This window comes from Formosa algae (assembly GCF_001439665.1).
In the GTDB taxonomy this organism is placed as follows: Bacteria; Bacteroidota; Bacteroidia; order Flavobacteriales; family Flavobacteriaceae; genus Formosa; species Formosa algae.
Window position 1 is genome coordinate 12,088 of sequence record NZ_LMAK01000045.1, and the last position, 16,985, is coordinate 29,072.

The following is a 16,985-nucleotide window of genomic DNA, read 5'->3' on the forward strand; positions in this document are numbered from 1 at the left end:
AGGGCTCTTTTATTTATATTCTAATCTACCCATTTGGGCTTTAAGAAATCTAATTCGTTTGTTTTAATTACAAAACCTAAACGCACCATACTACTAAATTTTTCGTAAGCAATTAAACTTTCGGCATAGCCCGCATACCATTCTAGCATGATATATTGGTTTTTGGTTTTAAACGGATTGTAATATAGTCGCGATCTTACCGATCCTTTCCAATCCCAATTTAAACCTTTACGCAAGGCTACCTCTAAGCTTAGTTTGTTCGGCATAAATTCATGAGTTATACGCATTTCTCCTAAGCCCACATATTCTAACAAATCGGAATTATCATCCTGATATCCAAAAGGTGCCCAAACTTCCAAACTTGCTGTGGTTTTATGACTTAAGGTTGTCGCATATTTTAAACTTAAGCGGTTCCAACTTCTAGAAGCGGTACTATCTCGACCGTTAGATTCATGGTTTAACATTAAAGACGCAATACCTTTGGCATGATCTGTATCATCATAAATCACTTTACTTAATCCGATGGTGGGATTGAAGTTTATTTCCTGAAACGGGCTAGAAAATTCGTAAATATTCCAAAACGCCTTTTGGGTATAGGTTAAATACATATAAGAATCCCATATAATAGGTTCTCTAGAAATAAGCTGTTTAAAACTGATTTGATATTTAATATCGGCCGTAGTAGATTCTATAGACGTGTTGGTTGGGACACCCGTAATTAAATAATTATCTTGATGGATGGTGAATGACGGATCTTCTTTAATATGTTGTTTAACCTCTTCACGTGTATACGTTTGTGCAAAACCTTGTGCACACATTAAGAATACGCCAAGAGCAAATAGTTGTTTTTTCATAATTGAAATAGTGGTGTTTAAATTTAGAGAATGCTTTTATATAAAAGTCTCTAAACAAAGAACACACTGCATTAATATTAGTATTCATTAAGGAATTGCAAAGTTGCAAAATATTATAGCCGCACTGAAGTTTGTTTGGTTAAATTTTTAATACAATCCAAAACCTTATAAACACAAAAACAGCATCTAAAAACAATTTAGATGCTGTGTAATCAGATAGCGTTAAACGTCTATTATTTAAGTGATTTCATATCGATAACAAAGCGATACTTTACATCATTTGTTGTGACACGCTCGTAAGCATCATTAATATGTTGCATATCAATAAGCTCAATATCACTTGTAATGTTATGTTCTCCACAGAAATCTAACATCTCTTGTGTTTCTTTTATACCTCCTATTAACGAACCTGCAATACGTTTACGTCCGCCAATAACACTTCCGCCATGGAAGGGTTTTAAAGGTTCTACTGCACCAACTAATACCATAGTGGCATCTATTTTAAGTAAACCCAAATACGGATCCATTTCGTGACCTACAGGAATGGTATTTAATATAAAATCGAAACTCCCCAGGTGTTGTTGCATCGCTTCTGCATCTTTAGACACTAAAACGTCGTGCGCACCTAAGCGTTTGGCATCTTGTCCTTTTTCTGGAGATGTTGTAATCATCACAACATGCGCGCCTAATGCGGCTGCAAATTTCACTCCCATATGTCCGAGTCCGCCTAAACCAATCACACCCACTTTATCACCTTTTTTCACCTTCCAATGACTTAAAGGCGACCATGTTGTAATCCCTGCACACAATAAAGGTGCGGTAGCTGCTTCGTCTAAATTTTCAGGAATACGCAGTACAAATTTTTCGTCTACCACGACAGCTGTGGAATAGCCACCATAGGTTTGTAAACCTTCTAAATGCTTATCTGGACTATTATAAGTAAATGTGGCTCCGTTTACACAAAATTGCTCTAAATCCTGCGCACAAGATGAACACGTCTGACAAGAGTCTACCATACATCCAACTCCAACTAAATCGCCTACTTTATAACGGCTTACGCCCTCACCTACTTCAGTTACGCGACCAATAATTTCGTGTCCTGGAACTACCGGATATGTGGAACCTTTCCAATCGTTTCTTACCGTGTGTATATCGCTATGACATACGCCACAATATGTAATATCTATTTTAACATCGTCTGTACCTACAGCTCTGCGCTGAATGTCTAACGGTTTTAATTCTTCTGTTGATGCTGTTGCACCATATGCTTTAACTGTTGTTGTCATTATTATGCGCGTTTAAGTGATACTTTTAATTCAATGTCTGCTTGTAATACTTTAGAAACCGGACACACGTTTTTTGCTTCGTGTGCAATTTGTTGAAATTGCTCTGCATCGATTTCAGGAACATCGCCTACTAAATTTAAAATGATTTTAGTAATGGCGCCATCTTCAAAATTAACGCTTGCATCTACATCAAGAGATGTTGCAGTATAATCTGCTTCGTTTAATAAAAAACTAAGTTGCATGGCAAAACATCCAGCGTGAGCTGCTCCGATTAACTCTTCAGGATTGGTTCCTTTTTCTCCATCTTCAAAACGAGTATTAAAAGAATATGCTGTGTGGTCTAGAACTTTACTCGCTGTGGTGATCTGACCGTGTCCATCTTTTCCACTTCCTTTCCATTGTGCCTGTGCTTGTCTTGTAAATTTCATAGTACTTGTATTTTTAACTGTTAATAATTATTTAGAAGCCTTTGGGTAATCAGTATACCCTTTTTCTCCAGGGGTGTAGAATGTATCTTTATCCCAATCTGCTAATTCCAAATCTTGTTCAAAACGCTCTACTAAATCGGGATTAGAAATAAATAGCTTACCATAAGCTACTAAATCTGCATCTCCAGCTTCTAATACTTTATTTCCGTCTTTTTTATCAAACCCATTGTTAATCATCAGTGTGCCATTGTATAACGGACGGAAATGTTTAGCAATATCTGTTACCGCAAATGGCACATCAGATACATCTGTAAATGGTTCTGATAAATGCACATAGGCTAAATTATAATCGTTTAATTTTTTAATGATATACTCAAAAGTTGGAATAGTTTCTTCATCGACCGTAATTCCAAACATACCATGTAAAGACGGATTAAAACGAGCACCTATACGTTCTTGAGGCATTACTTCTTTAATAGCATCTAAAACTTCAAAGAAAAAACGGGTTCTGTTTTCAATACTTCCACCGTATTCATCTGTTCTAGTATTAGAACACGCATTAAAAAATTGTTGAAATAAGTAACCGTTAGACGAGTGAATTTCTACACCATCAAATCCTGCTTTCACAGCATTAGCTGCAGCATGTTGAAAATCTTTCACGGTTTGCTTAATCTCTGCAACCGTCATCGCTTTTGGTGTAACTGTATCTTTAAAACCTTCTGGTGTAAAAGATTGTGCATTTGGATTAATTGCAGAAGCCGAAACTGGCAATTCTCCATTATGGAAATCCGGATGAGAAATACGCCCCACATGCCACAATTGCATAAATATGGTGCCGCCCTGATCATGTACACGCTTTGTAACATGTTTCCAACCTTCTATTTGAGCTTCAGAATGTATTCCAGGTGTATTTACATATCCTACTGCTTGTTTGGAAACTTGAGAACCTTCTGTTATGATTAAACCGGCAGAAGCGCGTTGTTCATAATACACACCTTGTAAGGCGTCTGTTGGAACTTTTTCATCATTATCGGCACGACTCCGCGTCATAGGTGCCATAACGATTCTATTTTTTATTGAAATATTTTTATGATAGGGTGTTAAAAGCTGTTGTTTTGACATAGCTATACTGTTTTAATGGTTATTGTAACAAATTTACAACACCGTATAACCAATCTTATTGACCTATATCAATTAGGATAGTTTTAACTTTTTTAAGGCTTTACGCACTCGACTCAGATTTTCTGGAGTAACACCAAGGTAATTGGCGACATCGTAATTGGCTACTCGATTTTCGATATTTGGATACGATTGACAAAATTCGAGATAACGATCTTGAGTGTTTTTTTCTTGAGCCGATAAGATGCGTTTTTGTTGAGAAATGAAAGCTTTAGTAATTAAAATTCTAAAATACCGTTCAAAAATGGGGGCTTGTTCGTACACCTCCTGAAGTTTATCGTAGTTAATGGATAACAGCTGAGCATCTTCAATCGCTTCAATATATAAATTTGATGCAATCTGATTATAAAACGCATTAAAATCGCCAATCCACCAATTTTCTATTGCAAATTGCAATATGTGTTTACTTCCTTTAACATCTAAATAGTACGCTTTTAAACAACCTTTTATCACGAAATACTCATGCTTGACATGTGTGCCCGGTTTGAGTAAAAACTGACCTCTAGACACCGAGACTTCATTTAAAGTAGATAGAAATATATGCATTTCAGCCGGTGTAGGTTGAATATGATTCTGAATGTGATCTGCTATGGCTGTATGCATGTAGCAAAGATGCTAAATGATTTGGATGTGCACAATAATAATTTACATATACAATATAAAATTCATGTGCCCTGAATTAAACAGATAAAGACAGATTAATCCTATAAAACCCTAATTACTAATGTTGCATATCTTTAACTGTTGAAACTGCCCAATCGGGAAACACAGACGGATCGATATCAAACACCACAGTCCCCCAAAATAAGGTCATTAAAACAATGACAATAGTTGCAAAAATATCGATAATGATCCCTGTTTTAATCATTTGAATCATTTTCAATTTCCCTGTTCCAAACACAATTGCATTTGGCGGTGTAGCGATAGGCAACATAAATGCCATAGAGGCCGCTAGAGTTACCGGAATCATGATTAGTAAAGGGTTTACTTCTATTTCTGTCGCCAAGCTAGAGACTATAGGCAATAACATTTCTGTGGTAGCCGTATTAGACGTAAATTCTGTAAGCACCGACATTAATGCGGTTAAAGTACCTACTAAATTCATGGCAGACATGCCTTTTGTGGCTCCTAAAAGTCCGCCAACATAACTAGATAAACCAGAGTCCATAAACCCTTTGGCTAACGCAAACCCACCACCAAATAAAAACACGATATGCCAAGGTAATTTTACCATAATTTTCCAATCGACTAACGCTTCTTTCTTTTTAGAAGATGGCACTATAAATAGTAACATAGCTACAAAAATAGCGACTGTACCATCGTTTAAGAATTTTGGGTTTTTAAATAAGGTACTCCATCCTGGAATGGTTAAAAACCCTAAATTAAGATTAGACCGAAAAACCCACAATAAAGCCAAACACACAAATAAAACAAAGACTCGTTTCTGTTCTGGAGTCACATCGCCCAAGGCCTTGTATTTATCTTTAAAAAACGAAGCTTCCAAGGCTTCAATATTGCCTTTGGGACGATAAGTGAGATACAGTAAAAAGAGTGAAAACATAAAAATCATGAGCGTTATGGGAAAAGCAAACATGATCCATTGACCAAATGAGATTTCTGGCGCTCCCGGATAGATAATTTCAAAAATTCTTAAAAACGATAAGTTTGGAGGTGTTCCTACCAAAGTTGCTATTCCGCCTATAGAACACGCATGTGCAATAGACAGTAATAAACCGGCAGCAAACGAACTTATTTTACCTTCGCCATACACTTCTTCTAAGGCTGTTGTAACAGAAAATGCAATAGGAAGCATCATCATGGCGGTAGCGGTATTCGACATCCACATGGATAAGAATGAAGATGCCAACATAAAACCGAGCATGATTCTAAACGGACTTCCGCCAACTACCGATAGTATTTTTAAAGCGATACGTTTATGCAAACTCCATTTTTCCATAGCTAATGCCATTACAAAACCACCTATAAATAGAAAAATAACGTAATTGATATACGCATCTGAGATGTCTTTACCGTCTAAAATCCCCAAAACTGGAAATAAAATAATGGGTAAAAATGAGGTGATTCCTATTGGTAAAGCTTCAGTAACCCACCAAAAAGCCATTAAAAAGGCAATAGCCGCTGTATATGTCACCTCTGGTGATCCTGGTTGTAAATCGACAAAGAAAATGATGCAAAAAAATACGAGTAAACCTGAGACTATTAATTTCATATTAATCTCAGTGGTTGTGTCAAGACTTGACATATGGTGGTTGGTTTTAGTTAATTCTAAGAAAAGATAAACTTTCCCCAACACACCCGCAACGATTAATGTTTTTTATTGTTGTTTTAATCATTTTTAGCAATAATTAATGCTTTTTTAGTATTTGAACAAAATTCCGATTATTATCTGGTTTCATCTTATTTTTTTGCGTTAGGGATTGGAATGGCATCCTTTTTATTATCTTTTCGAAATAAAAAGATATAATGTAAAGCTCGACCTTTAGGTAACGCCCAAATACTTTTTAAACATTTAGTTGTACAATAGATTTATATTTATTTACTTTGTATTTCAAAGTTCTTTACTAATGAGCACAGAAAAGTATTTAAACGACATTACGGAAATTAAAAATTTAATGAGTAAATCATCGCGATTTATTTCGTTAAGTGGTATATCCGGTATTTTAGCAGGGATTTATGCTTTAATTGGCGCAGGATACGCCTATTGGTTAGTCAACACGTTTTCTTACGGTACATTACTTTTAGACGGAAAAGTGTTTAGATTAATTTTATTAGACTTACTAATTGTACTCGTTTTAAGTGTAGGGACTTCCATTTTTTTAACCACCCAGAGAGCCAATAAAAACAGTGAATCGTATTGGAATACTACCACAAAAAACTTGTTAGCTAGCTTTTTAATTCCGCTTGTTTCAGGAGGTTTATATATCTTAATAATTCTAAGTCAAGGTAAATACGGTCAAACAGGTGCTTTAATGCTTATTTTTTATGGCGTTGCCTTATACAATGCGTCTAAACATACTTTGGGATATATAAAATATTTAGGTTTAATAGAAATAGGTTTAGGGTTAATAAGTGCGTTGCTTCCTGGTTTCGGATTTTGGTTTTGGGTAATTGGTTTTGGATTTATGCATATAATTTATGGTATTTTAATGTACTATAAATTTGAAAGACAATAATTACCATTTATAAAGTAATCTACATATTTTGAAAAACATAATTTTAAACATCAACAAAGCTTTTGATCATAGAATTCGACTTGGAATAATGTCGGTTTTAATGGTGAATGAGCATGCGGATTTTAAAATGCTTAAAGAATTGTTGGGATGTACAGATGGTAATTTGGCCAGCCATTTAAAAGCTCTGGAAAAAGTTGAATTTATTACCGTAGAAAAACAATTTATTGGAAGAAAACCCAATACAAAATATGCCGCTACTCCCCTAGGGAAAGCAGAATTTAAGAAACATATTAATGCCCTTGAAAAGTTAATTAACAACACTTAGCTTTTTTTATTTATCTATTTACTTTGAATTTCAAAGTTCTTTTAAAATATAAATATTAAGTCATAAAACTATAATAACATGGAAAAACAGAATCAGCAACCGAGTAGAATTGGAAAATGGATGAAACATTCGATAACCGCAAGAATGTTAATGGTTGGAATATTAACCACAATACTTTTAATTCCGTTATCGTTTATAAAAAGTCTAATTCATGAACGCATGGACAGACAAGAAGAGGTTGTTAATGAAATTAATCAGAAATGGGGAAAGGAAGTGTTATTATATGGCCCCATTTTAAAAGTGCCCTACCAAGTGCATCATATTAAAGAAATTTTTAATGAAACAACAAAAAAGACTAAAAAGGAAAGTTACACATCTACAGAATATGCTTACTTTTTTCCCAATACATTAGATATAAATTCTACCATAAATCCTGAAGAGAAACAACGTGGCATTTATAAAACGGCTGTGTATAAAAGTAATATTGATATCACTGGAAGTTTTACCAAACCCGATTTTAGTGAACATGATATTAAGGATGAAGATATTTTATGGGATAAATCTAAATTGATTGTAGAAACCTCTAATTTAAAAGGTGTAAACAGTTTAGTTGAAATTACATTTAATACTAATACGTATCCCTTAGAGTCTAAATATGAGCAGGAAAACACAAGTTATTTAGACGATTTAAGATTGCATAAATTAGAAAGTAAATCGATAAAAGCATTGGATTTACCTATTGAACACGACGTCTCTTTTAACTTAAACATTAATATAAATGGTAGTAAACAAATACGTTTTATTCCTGTTGGGAAAGAAACCAATGTTAATATACAGTCTGATTGGAAAACGGCTAATTTTTTAGGCGAATATTTACCTCAGAATTCTGATAAAATTTCTACAACTGGTTTTAATGCAAAATGGAAAGTATTAGATATTAATCGTCCTTTTTCTCAGGAATCTTTTAACGGTCTCCCAGATTTAAAACAGTATGCTTTTGGCGTTAATTTTATGATTCCAGTAGATGAATATCAAAAAAGTGAGCGCTCTGCGAAATATGGGTTTTTAGTGATTGGATTAACCTTCTTAATCTTCTTTTTAATACAAACGATGAGTAAAATTAACATTCATCCGTTTCAGTATTTAATGATTGGAATTGCGTTAACCATGTTTTATACTTTATTAATTTCTATTTCGGAACATAGTAGTTATTTAAAAGCATATGTAATTGCTGGTACATCTGTGATTGTGCTGATTACGCTCTACTCAAAATCCATTTTAAAGAATATAAAATTTCCGCTGTTTATAGGGGTTTCACTAACCATATTGTACACTTTTATATTTGTAATTATACAGTTAGAAAGCTATGCTTTATTGGTTGGAAGTATTGGTTTATTTGCAATATTAGCGGCCGTAATGTATGCGTCTAGAAGTATAGATTGGCAAAACGGAGAATAAAATTCATAAAAAAGTATCAAGTTTTATATGACTTGATACTTTTTTTAATAGTGAAAATAAATATCTAAACGGACTAAAAATTAATACATGACATTCAATCTTAAATATTTTATCGCCTTTGTTTTAATACTAAGTACAGAATTAGTAATAGCCACAACCTCCGGATTTATCCGTCATACATTTGGAGACTTTTTAGCTGTAATAGGTGTTTACTTTTTGTTTAAATCGTTTTTTAATATTGAACCTATAAAATTAGGTATTGGGGTTTTAGCCCTTGCATTTACCATAGAACTCTTACAACTTACTCCTTTTTTAGAGCACATAGGTTTATCTGAATACAGAATGGCTCGTATTGCTTTTGGAAGTACTTTTAATTATGGCGACTTAATTGCTTACTCCTTAGGTATACTTTCTATCATTAAAATTGATCTTATTATTATAAAATACTTAAAAACAAATCCGAAAGTGTTAACCTACCAGAGTCAATAAAAAACGTAAGTTATATGTTTAATACACTGTTTTATCTCCTTTTTTACTCCACTCCTGGAAGGGCTCTAAAGCAATGTCTCTAGCAAGTTGAGTAAACGGAATACTGCGTTTCTCGTACGGTAACGGAATTTCTTTATAAATAAAGGCATCGTCAAACCCAATATTGGCAGCATCTTCTTGATTACTTCCGTAATATACTTTATCTGGACGCGCCCAGTAAATTGCCCCTAAACACATCGGACATGGTTCACAAGAGGTATAAATTTCACAGCCGTCTAATTGAAAAGAACCTAAGTTATTACACGCATCTCTAATGGCAGTAACTTCAGCATGCGCAGTTGGATCGTTAGTCGACGTGACTTTATTATTACCACGACCTACAATTTTTCCGTCTTTAACAACCACGCAACCAAACGGTCCACCTTCGTTATTATGCATTCCTCGTAGTGCTGCATCTACAGCTTCTTTCATAAATTTTTCTTTGCACATAGTCTTTGTCATTTTATATAAAATACGATGAAGTAGATTGTATTCTACGTTCAAAAATGAATATTTTATTTTAAAATTTGCGCAAAAACGCGCTTTTTTCATTCAAAAAAATAGAAATTGTATCATGTTCAGCAGTTTAAGCACTGTACTTCTGGGCTAACTAACAATCATGATATTCTTTTTCAAAAGTCACTTTTTTGTTAGTTAAGTGTTCTATATGTGATACATAATTATCAAAGGCTTTACAGCGTCCTCGTAACACCTTATGATAGGTTTTATCTGTTGTTATAATGTATAACTCTGCACCGCCGCTGCCTCTTGCTGGTAAAATATTAAGAATACTAAAGGATTCAATTTCGGAAGTATCAAAAATTTGAGCAAAGTTGTTAGTTGAACATCCTATTTTATTATTCACAGCATCTGTCCAAATTAGTGTTTGATCTGTATAGCTTGCAGAGACTGCTTTGGGTCTGTACTTTATTTTTTCGTTCCTCATATAATCTTCAGGGCAAGAAAATTCGCCTTTTAAAATCAAGGTTTCAGAAATTACAATATCTTTTTCATAGGTTTCATCATATAGCAATTCTGGATATTCTCTATGATTTTTAATGGTTATCGAAGTATTTCCACTATCGTAATGCCATTTATAATCGTAGGTATAACATATAGATAATCTGATTTTATTTAAGTCGAAGAATAAATTTTTCTGATCTGCCCTTTCATAACCTTTAAAAACATCATCGTTAATTACATCATGTGACAATACGTGTTTTAAATCAAAATAACTCCCATCATTTCCTGAATCGTTATAGCAATCACAATAATAATGTAACACCGGAACATCTGTTCGCGGATTGTCAAAATAAGCCTGAAATGTGTTTAAAATCACATTACCTATACGAACAGGATATTTAAACTTCAAGAGTTTCTGATTATAAGGAGAAGTCTCAAAAAACACATGCTCAAGATCTGTTAAGGCGTTGTAAGTTGTGTCCCAAGATACAAATACCTTTGGGTTGGACTGAATTTCAAACCCTAAGTTGTAGTCCTTATAAATAAAATCTAAAATGGTATACGTTTTAGGGTGCTTTCGTCTCCAAATCTGTGTTTTAAACGGTTTAGAATTTAGACTATGTTCAAAAAAAACGGTATCATCGAAATTAAACCTATCCGACAACTGCGTATACACCTCTTTAAAGCCCTTATAATTTAAAGGAATGTCATTTTGATGATGGTCAAAAAGAAATAGATACTTTTCCTTATCATTAGCAACTTTAATATATACATATTGTAAATCGTCTAAATTCACGACACAACTGCGCATCCCTCTATCTTTATAATCTGTACAAATTAGGGTGTTATTTTCAATGCTAACATCTCCCGCAGTTGTAGGTTTTGGAAATCGGTCATCCGTATTATTTAGTTCTCCTAAAAATCGGTCTAAAAAATTCATAGTGTCTTGATATAATACACACTAACCATATACATATTTAAGGTAAGTCTGTAAAGCTAAAATACGCATAGCGCTGCAGACAAACGACAAACCAATTACTTATTATTTTGCTTTTTTTTTCTCCAGATAATGTATAAAATCACCATTATAATTGGTAAAATAATAAATACAATCAGATCAAACGGATCGGTAATATCTATTGGTGCATTATCATCTGGATTTGGTGTTCCTAAAGGTAATTGTGCTAGTAAATTATATGCTATATTTTTCATAATCCTGAATTTTATATTAAAACTTTTTTGAATACAAACGACCAAAAAAGCTCTGTGTTAAACACTTTACATGAAATATACAGCAAACTTTTTAGATATTATAGGCGTTAATGTATTTGCGTTAACATCTATAAGATTAGAGCAAACATAAGGTAAACGACTCCATTACCTTTACAGAAGAAAGACATCTAAAGGTGTCTAAATGAATAAAAATTAAAACAGAGATTATGGAGACTGAAACAAAAAAAGATACGTTTAAAACGATAAATCCTGCTGACGGAAGCCCGATATCTACATACACATATATGACGGATGAGGCTGTCGATAAAAAAATTCAAGCCGCACATGAAGCCTTCTTAGATTGGAGACATCGCTCTTTTGAAGAACGTGCTCAAATTATAAAATCTATAGGTGAAGAATTACAACATTATAAATCGGAATTAGCTGAATTGATGACTGATGAAATGGGAAAACTTCTCACTCAAAGTCAGCAAGAAATAGATATTTGTACAGGGGTTTGTGACTATGCCGCAACACATGCAGAAAATATACTTAAAACCGAAGAACGACAATTGGCGAATGGTGCTAAAGGACGGATTAGTTACGCGCCTATCGGAATTATTTATGGTATACAACCATGGAATTACCCGTCTTACCAAGTCATCCGATATGCCATAACTAATTTAATGGCTGGTAACAGTGTATTATTAAAACATGCCTCGAATGTTACAGGAACTGCAAAATTATTAGAATCTGTATTTAAAGCAGCTGGGTTACCAGAGGGTTTATTTACGGTATTAGTTATTAATCACGAGCAATCCGATGCCATTATTAAACATAAATTAGTACGTGGTGTAACCTTAACAGGTAGTCCAGAAGCTGGTAAAATAATCGGAGAAAAGGCTGGAGCACAAATTAAAAAATCTGTTATGGAATTAGGAAGTAACGATGCTTACCTTATTCTTGAAGATGCCGATATTGAAGTTGCTGTAACTGAATCTTTAAAAGGACGAATTTATAATAACGGAGAAACCTGTATTGCAGCAAAACGTTTTATTGCGGTAGATGCTGTATATGATACGTTCAAAGAAGCGTTTGTAAAAGCCATGTCTGAATTGAAAGTAGGAGATCCTAAAGCAGAAGATACCGATTTAGGACCAATGGCTAGAGCAGATTTACGTGATAAATTACACGAACAACTTACGGAAAGTGTAGATAAAGGTGCCACAATTTTATGCGGAGGCTCACCAGAATCGGGCGACGGCTACTACTATCCTGCAACCGTTTTAGATAATGTAAAACCAGGACAACCCGCTTACGACGATGAGCTATTCGGACCAATAGCCTCTTTAATACGAGCTAAAGATGATGAAGATGCAATGCGCATTGCCAATGATAGCCGTTTTGGACTTGGAGGAGGAATCTTCTCTAAAGATGTAGATCGCGCAGTACATTTAGCAGAAAAGTATTTCGATACCGGAATGGTCTTTATTAATACCTTCGGTTTAGCAGATCCGCAAATGCCATTTGGTGGTGTTAAAGATTCTGGATACGGAAGAGAACACGGTGGCTTTGGTTTAAAAGAATTTGTAAACATTAAAGCTGTTACTATAGGGGAAACCAAGTAAAATTTTACTAAATCACTCCCAAATGCCCTTAAACACTTGTTTAAGGGCATTTTTATTTAACGTATTATCAGTTTAAAACCATTTAATTTAAAATATTAATAATTTCAAGAACGGTTTATTAGTAACCTCTCACTATTTAAGTCTTAACATTAGTTTTAACTTATATTTAATAGTACAACACTTTCATGTTAATAGTATTGCTATTAGATTTGCGTGAAACAGTTTTAACATATGATTGACTTACTCTCAACCTTCCAAATTGAAATTCCTAAGGGGATTTATCTCAAAGATCCAGAATCCTCTGCGCTGGGAAAGCGCATTATAGAAAGTAGTATTGTGCTCATCAAGGAACAAGGTTTTGAAGATTTTAATTTTAAGAAGTTAGGTGAAGTCATCCAATCCAATGAAAGTTCTATTTACAGATACTTCGAAAGCAAACACAAATTGTTAGTATATCTAACATCTTGGTATTGGAGCTGGATTGAATGCCAGTTAATCATTGAAACGTATAGTAATAATGATGCAGAAGACAAATTAAAGAAAGCCATTTATGTGGTGAGTCGCACTGCCGAATTAGATCATAAATACGGGCATATTGATGAAGTCTTTTTAAATCAGATTATCATACACGAAAATTCTAAATCCTATTTAACTAAAAACGTAGATTTAGATAATAAAGAAGGGGCTTTTATGCCTTACAAACGTGTTATTCATCGTTTAGCAGAAATTATTTCAGAATACAATTCTAAATACCCAAATGCATTAAGTCTTGCAAGTACTATTGTTGAAGGCGCATTGCATCAGCATTTTATAAAAAATCATTTTAAGTCTATTACGAATTGTAATGAGACCCATTCCCCTTCAGAATTTTATATCGATTTAACACTAAAAACTTTAGTTAATGAAAAGTAAAACATTAACGCCATGGAGGCGTTTTATAGGTCTTTTAAAACTTGAGCGTAAAGACATTTACCAAGTAGCATATTATGCCGTTTTTGAAGGGATTGTCGGACTGTCCTTACCCTTAGGTATACAGGCCATCATTAATTTATTACAAGGTGCACAAACATCAGCATCTTTGTATGTCCTTATTGTTTTAGTAACTTCTGGTGTGGCATTTTCTGGAGTGCTTAGAATTATGCAAATGCGTATTATTGAAACCATACAGCAGCGTATTTTTACCCGAGCTTCTATAGATTTAAGTTACCGATTCCCAAAAATTAAAATGAGTGAATTGCGTAATTACTATTTACCAGAATTGGCCAACCGTTTTTTCGATACCTTAACCATACAAAAAGGATTATCTAAAATTCTAATCGATGTCCCTTCTGCCCTATTACAAATTATACTTGCTTTAGTACTCCTTTCTTTTTATCATCCGTTTTTTATGGTTTTTGGTTTATTACTTTTGCTACTAATTTATGTGGTTTTTAAGTATACCGCTCAAAGAGGATTGGATACCAGTTTAGTAGAATCTAAATACAAGTATAGCGTGGTACACTGGTTGCAAGAAATATCGCGTGCCGTAGTTAGTTTTAAAATCTCTGGACGTACAAGTTTAGGACTTCAGAAAAGTGACTCGCTAGTCAGTAATTATTTAGAAGCAAGAGAGAGTCACTTTAAAGTGCTTATGATACAATTTGCGCAAATGATAAGCTTTAAAGTGCTTGTTACTGCTGGTTTATTAGTTATTGGAGGACTTTTAGTATTAGACCAACGCATGAATATTGGACAGTTTGTAGCTGCAGAAATTGTAATTCTTTTAATTATTAATTCGGTTGAAAAATTACTTTTAGGATTAGAATCCTTTTACGATGTATTAACTTCTATAGAAAAGTTAGGACAAGTTGTAGATAAACCTTTGGAAGCACAAGAAGGAGAATCTATCAATCCAGATTCTGATTTAACTATCGAACTGAATAATGTTTCTTATAAATTAGTAGATCAAAATAAACCCATTTTAAATAATTTAACATTTACCATAAACCAAAAAGACCGCATTTGGATAAAAGGAGAAAGTGGATCTGGTAAGTCGAGTTTAATTCAGCTTATTTCTGGAATTTTAGAACCCACTTCTGGATATATTTATGTGAATAATTTATCTATAGAAAGTCTATTTATTAACGAATACCGCGCCCATTTAGGGTTATCACTTTCAGACGAATCGCCTTTTGAAGGCACCATTAAAGAAAATGTCACTTTTGGTAATCCGAATATTACTAATGAAACCATTTATAGCGTTTTTGAAGAATTACGATTAACAGAATTTTTAAAGCAACAACCTAAAGGTTTAAGTACCATTTTAAAACCGGAAGGAAAGCAAGTACCCTATACCGTAATTAGAAAAATACTTATTGCTAGAGCCTTAATTAAACAGCCTAAATTATTAATCTTTGAAGATCCATTAGATCACTTTCCAAAAGACGAAGCAGACCGTATAATTAAACTTTTAACAGACTATTCACGTCCTTGGAGTTTAATTGTAGTAAGTAATAGCGAACATTGGAAAGATACGTGTAACAAGCAAATTACACTTAAAAATGGAAATATAATCAACGAATTCTAATAGCCATGCTTAATATATCAAACAATCAAGTTTCAAAACATATCGACTTAACCAAATTTAAGTCCGGTCAGCATATCTTTAATATTGAATATCATAAGGTTTTCAAAAAATTACTTCTGGTCTTTTTTATAATTATTGGTATTATCATGTTATTGCCATGGACACAAAGTATTACAAGTACAGGAACGGTAACTACTGTAAAACCTGGACAACGTCCGCAAACCTTACAATCTCAAATTCCAGGACGTATAGAAGAATGGTTTGTACAAGAAGGTGATTATGTAAAAGAAGGCGATACTATACTGCGTATTTCAGAGGTAAAAAGTGAATATTTCGACAATCAATTAACAGAGCGTACAGGAAATCAAATCACTGCAAAATCATCATCTGTTGAAGCTTATAAAAATAAAGTCGATGCCTTAAGAAATCAACTCGTTGCGTTAAAGCAAGAACGTGTTTTGAAATTAGAACAAGCCAAAAATAAACTGATTCAAGCCCGTTTAAAAGTACAGTCAGATAGTATCGATTTAGAAGCTGCTAAGATTAATGCAGATATTGCAAACACACAATATATAAGAACCATTGCACTTCAAGAAGAAGGTTTAAAAGCGGTTAAAGATGTCGAAGAGAAATACTCTAAACTTCAAGAAACGCAGGCAAAACTGGTGTCTTTACAAAACAAGTTTCTAAGCACTAAAAATGAGGTTATTAATAGTCAGTTAGCGATTTCAACCATTAATGCGACTTATAACGATAAATTTTCGAAATCTGAAAGCGATTTATATACGGCACAATCTGTAGGTTTTAATGCAGAAGTTGAAGTGTCTAAATTAGAAAGTAGTTTAGCAAATTATACAAAACGTAGCAGTTTACTATACATTACGGCACCTCTTGATGGTTATATTAATAAAGCCTTGAAAGCTGGAGTTGGAGAGACGCTTAAAGAAGGCGAACAATTGGTAAATATTATGCCTGCCAATTACGAATTGGCTGTAGAAATGTATGTCCGCCCTATAGATTTACCTTTATTACACAAAGGAGAAAAAGTTCGTGTTCAGTTTGATGGTTGGCCAGCGATTGTGTTTAGCGGATGGCCAAATGTATCTTACGGAACCTATGGTGCAAAGATTATAGTGATAGAAAACTTTATTAGTGCTAACGGCATGTATCGTGTATTAGCGAGTCCTGACGAAGATGATGTAGAATGGCCAGAAGCGATTCGTGTTGGTTCTGGTGCACAAAGTATTGCGCTTTTGGAAAATGTGCCTATTTGGTATGAATTATGGAGACAGATAAACAGCTTCCCTCCTAACTTTTATCAACCTGCAGGAGCAACAGACGCTTCAAAAGACAAAAAAGGATAA

At 33.8% G+C, this 16,985-nt stretch carries 17 protein-coding genes; 8 read left to right on the top strand and 9 right to left on the bottom strand.

The annotated features are described in order from the left end of the window. Positions 1 to 20 precede the first annotated feature (20 nt). The 6 genes from AST99_RS11455 to AST99_RS11480 all read right to left on the bottom strand — a co-directional run bounded on the left by AST99_RS11455 (position 21) and on the right by AST99_RS11480 (position 6,010). On the bottom strand, positions 21 to 854 hold the full coding sequence (locus AST99_RS11455) for a phospholipase A (protein ID WP_057781973.1): 834 nt from the start codon (positions 852 to 854) through the stop codon (positions 21 to 23). Between the two features lie 233 nt (positions 855 to 1,087). Further along, positions 1,088 to 2,140, bottom strand: coding sequence for an NAD(P)-dependent alcohol dehydrogenase (locus tag AST99_RS11460; protein ID WP_057781974.1), 1,053 nt, complete (start codon positions 2,138 to 2,140; stop codon positions 1,088 to 1,090). Between the two features lie 2 nt (positions 2,141 to 2,142). Further along, positions 2,143 to 2,568 (bottom strand): OsmC family protein, encoded by a 426-nt coding sequence (locus AST99_RS11465; protein WP_057781975.1) that lies wholly within the window; start codon positions 2,566 to 2,568, stop codon positions 2,143 to 2,145. Between the two features lie 27 nt (positions 2,569 to 2,595). Beyond that, the gene (locus tag AST99_RS11470; RefSeq protein WP_057781976.1) at positions 2,596 to 3,690 is read right to left on the bottom strand and encodes an alkene reductase; all 1,095 of its coding nucleotides are present in this window, start codon (positions 3,688 to 3,690) and stop codon (positions 2,596 to 2,598) included. A gap of 72 nt (positions 3,691 to 3,762) precedes the next feature. After that, positions 3,763 to 4,350 carry a Crp/Fnr family transcriptional regulator gene (locus tag AST99_RS11475; RefSeq protein ID WP_057781977.1) on the bottom strand — a complete coding sequence of 196 codons (588 nt, stop codon included), beginning with the start codon at positions 4,348 to 4,350 and terminating at the stop codon, positions 3,763 to 3,765. A gap of 118 nt (positions 4,351 to 4,468) precedes the next feature. Then, positions 4,469 to 6,010, bottom strand: a complete 1,542-nt coding sequence (locus AST99_RS11480; RefSeq protein ID WP_057781978.1) for an SLC13 family permease — start codon at positions 6,008 to 6,010, stop codon at positions 4,469 to 4,471. A gap of 322 nt (positions 6,011 to 6,332) precedes the next feature. Here AST99_RS11480 and AST99_RS11485 point away from each other — a divergent pair, with 322 nt between their 5' ends. From AST99_RS11485 to AST99_RS11500, 4 genes are all read left to right on the top strand, one after another. Beyond that, a complete protein-coding gene (locus AST99_RS11485; RefSeq protein WP_057781979.1) occupies positions 6,333 to 6,941 on the top strand; it encodes a hypothetical protein in 609 nt (202 codons plus the stop codon). 28 nt (positions 6,942 to 6,969) lie between these two features. Further along, positions 6,970 to 7,266, top strand: coding sequence for a winged helix-turn-helix domain-containing protein (locus AST99_RS11490; RefSeq protein WP_083495671.1), 297 nt, complete (start codon positions 6,970 to 6,972; stop codon positions 7,264 to 7,266). A gap of 78 nt (positions 7,267 to 7,344) precedes the next feature. Next, complete coding sequence (gene creD, locus AST99_RS11495) at positions 7,345 to 8,724, top strand: cell envelope integrity protein CreD (protein WP_057781981.1); 1,380 nt, start codon at positions 7,345 to 7,347, stop codon at positions 8,722 to 8,724. Positions 8,725 to 8,811: 87 nt separating this feature from the next. After that, positions 8,812 to 9,213 (top strand): ribosomal maturation YjgA family protein, encoded by a 402-nt coding sequence (locus AST99_RS11500; RefSeq protein ID WP_057781982.1) that lies wholly within the window; start codon positions 8,812 to 8,814, stop codon positions 9,211 to 9,213. A gap of 18 nt (positions 9,214 to 9,231) precedes the next feature. On the opposite strand, the gene AST99_RS11505 is transcribed toward AST99_RS11500, so the two are convergent. The 3 genes from AST99_RS11505 to AST99_RS11515 form a co-directional block, all read right to left on the bottom strand. Next, positions 9,232 to 9,702: a nucleoside deaminase gene (locus tag AST99_RS11505; protein ID WP_057781983.1), complete on the bottom strand. Its 471-nt coding sequence runs from the start codon at positions 9,700 to 9,702 to the stop codon at positions 9,232 to 9,234. A 160-nt stretch (positions 9,703 to 9,862) separates the two neighbouring features. Continuing rightward, entirely contained in the window at positions 9,863 to 11,155 is a 1,293-nt protein-coding gene (locus tag AST99_RS11510) for a hypothetical protein (RefSeq protein WP_057781984.1), read from the bottom strand. Between the two features lie 95 nt (positions 11,156 to 11,250). Continuing rightward, entirely contained in the window at positions 11,251 to 11,427 is a 177-nt protein-coding gene (locus AST99_RS11515; protein WP_057781985.1) for a hypothetical protein, read from the bottom strand. Positions 11,428 to 11,654: 227 nt separating this feature from the next. Between AST99_RS11515 and AST99_RS11520 the strand changes: the two genes are divergently transcribed. From AST99_RS11520 to AST99_RS11535, 4 genes are all read left to right on the top strand, one after another. Next, positions 11,655 to 13,055 carry an NAD-dependent succinate-semialdehyde dehydrogenase gene (locus AST99_RS11520; protein ID WP_057781986.1) on the top strand — a complete coding sequence of 467 codons (1,401 nt, stop codon included), beginning with the start codon at positions 11,655 to 11,657 and terminating at the stop codon, positions 13,053 to 13,055. A 231-nt stretch (positions 13,056 to 13,286) separates the two neighbouring features. After that, positions 13,287 to 13,967, top strand: a complete 681-nt coding sequence (locus AST99_RS11525; RefSeq protein ID WP_057781987.1) for a TetR/AcrR family transcriptional regulator — start codon at positions 13,287 to 13,289, stop codon at positions 13,965 to 13,967. Beyond that, a complete protein-coding gene (locus AST99_RS11530) occupies positions 13,957 to 15,621 on the top strand; it encodes a peptidase domain-containing ABC transporter (RefSeq protein WP_057781988.1) in 1,665 nt (554 codons plus the stop codon). The genes AST99_RS11525 and AST99_RS11530 overlap by 11 nt, the downstream gene beginning before the upstream one ends. A 5-nt stretch (positions 15,622 to 15,626) precedes the next feature. Beyond that, positions 15,627 to 16,985, top strand: a complete 1,359-nt coding sequence (locus AST99_RS11535; RefSeq protein ID WP_057781989.1) for an HlyD family secretion protein — start codon at positions 15,627 to 15,629, stop codon at positions 16,983 to 16,985.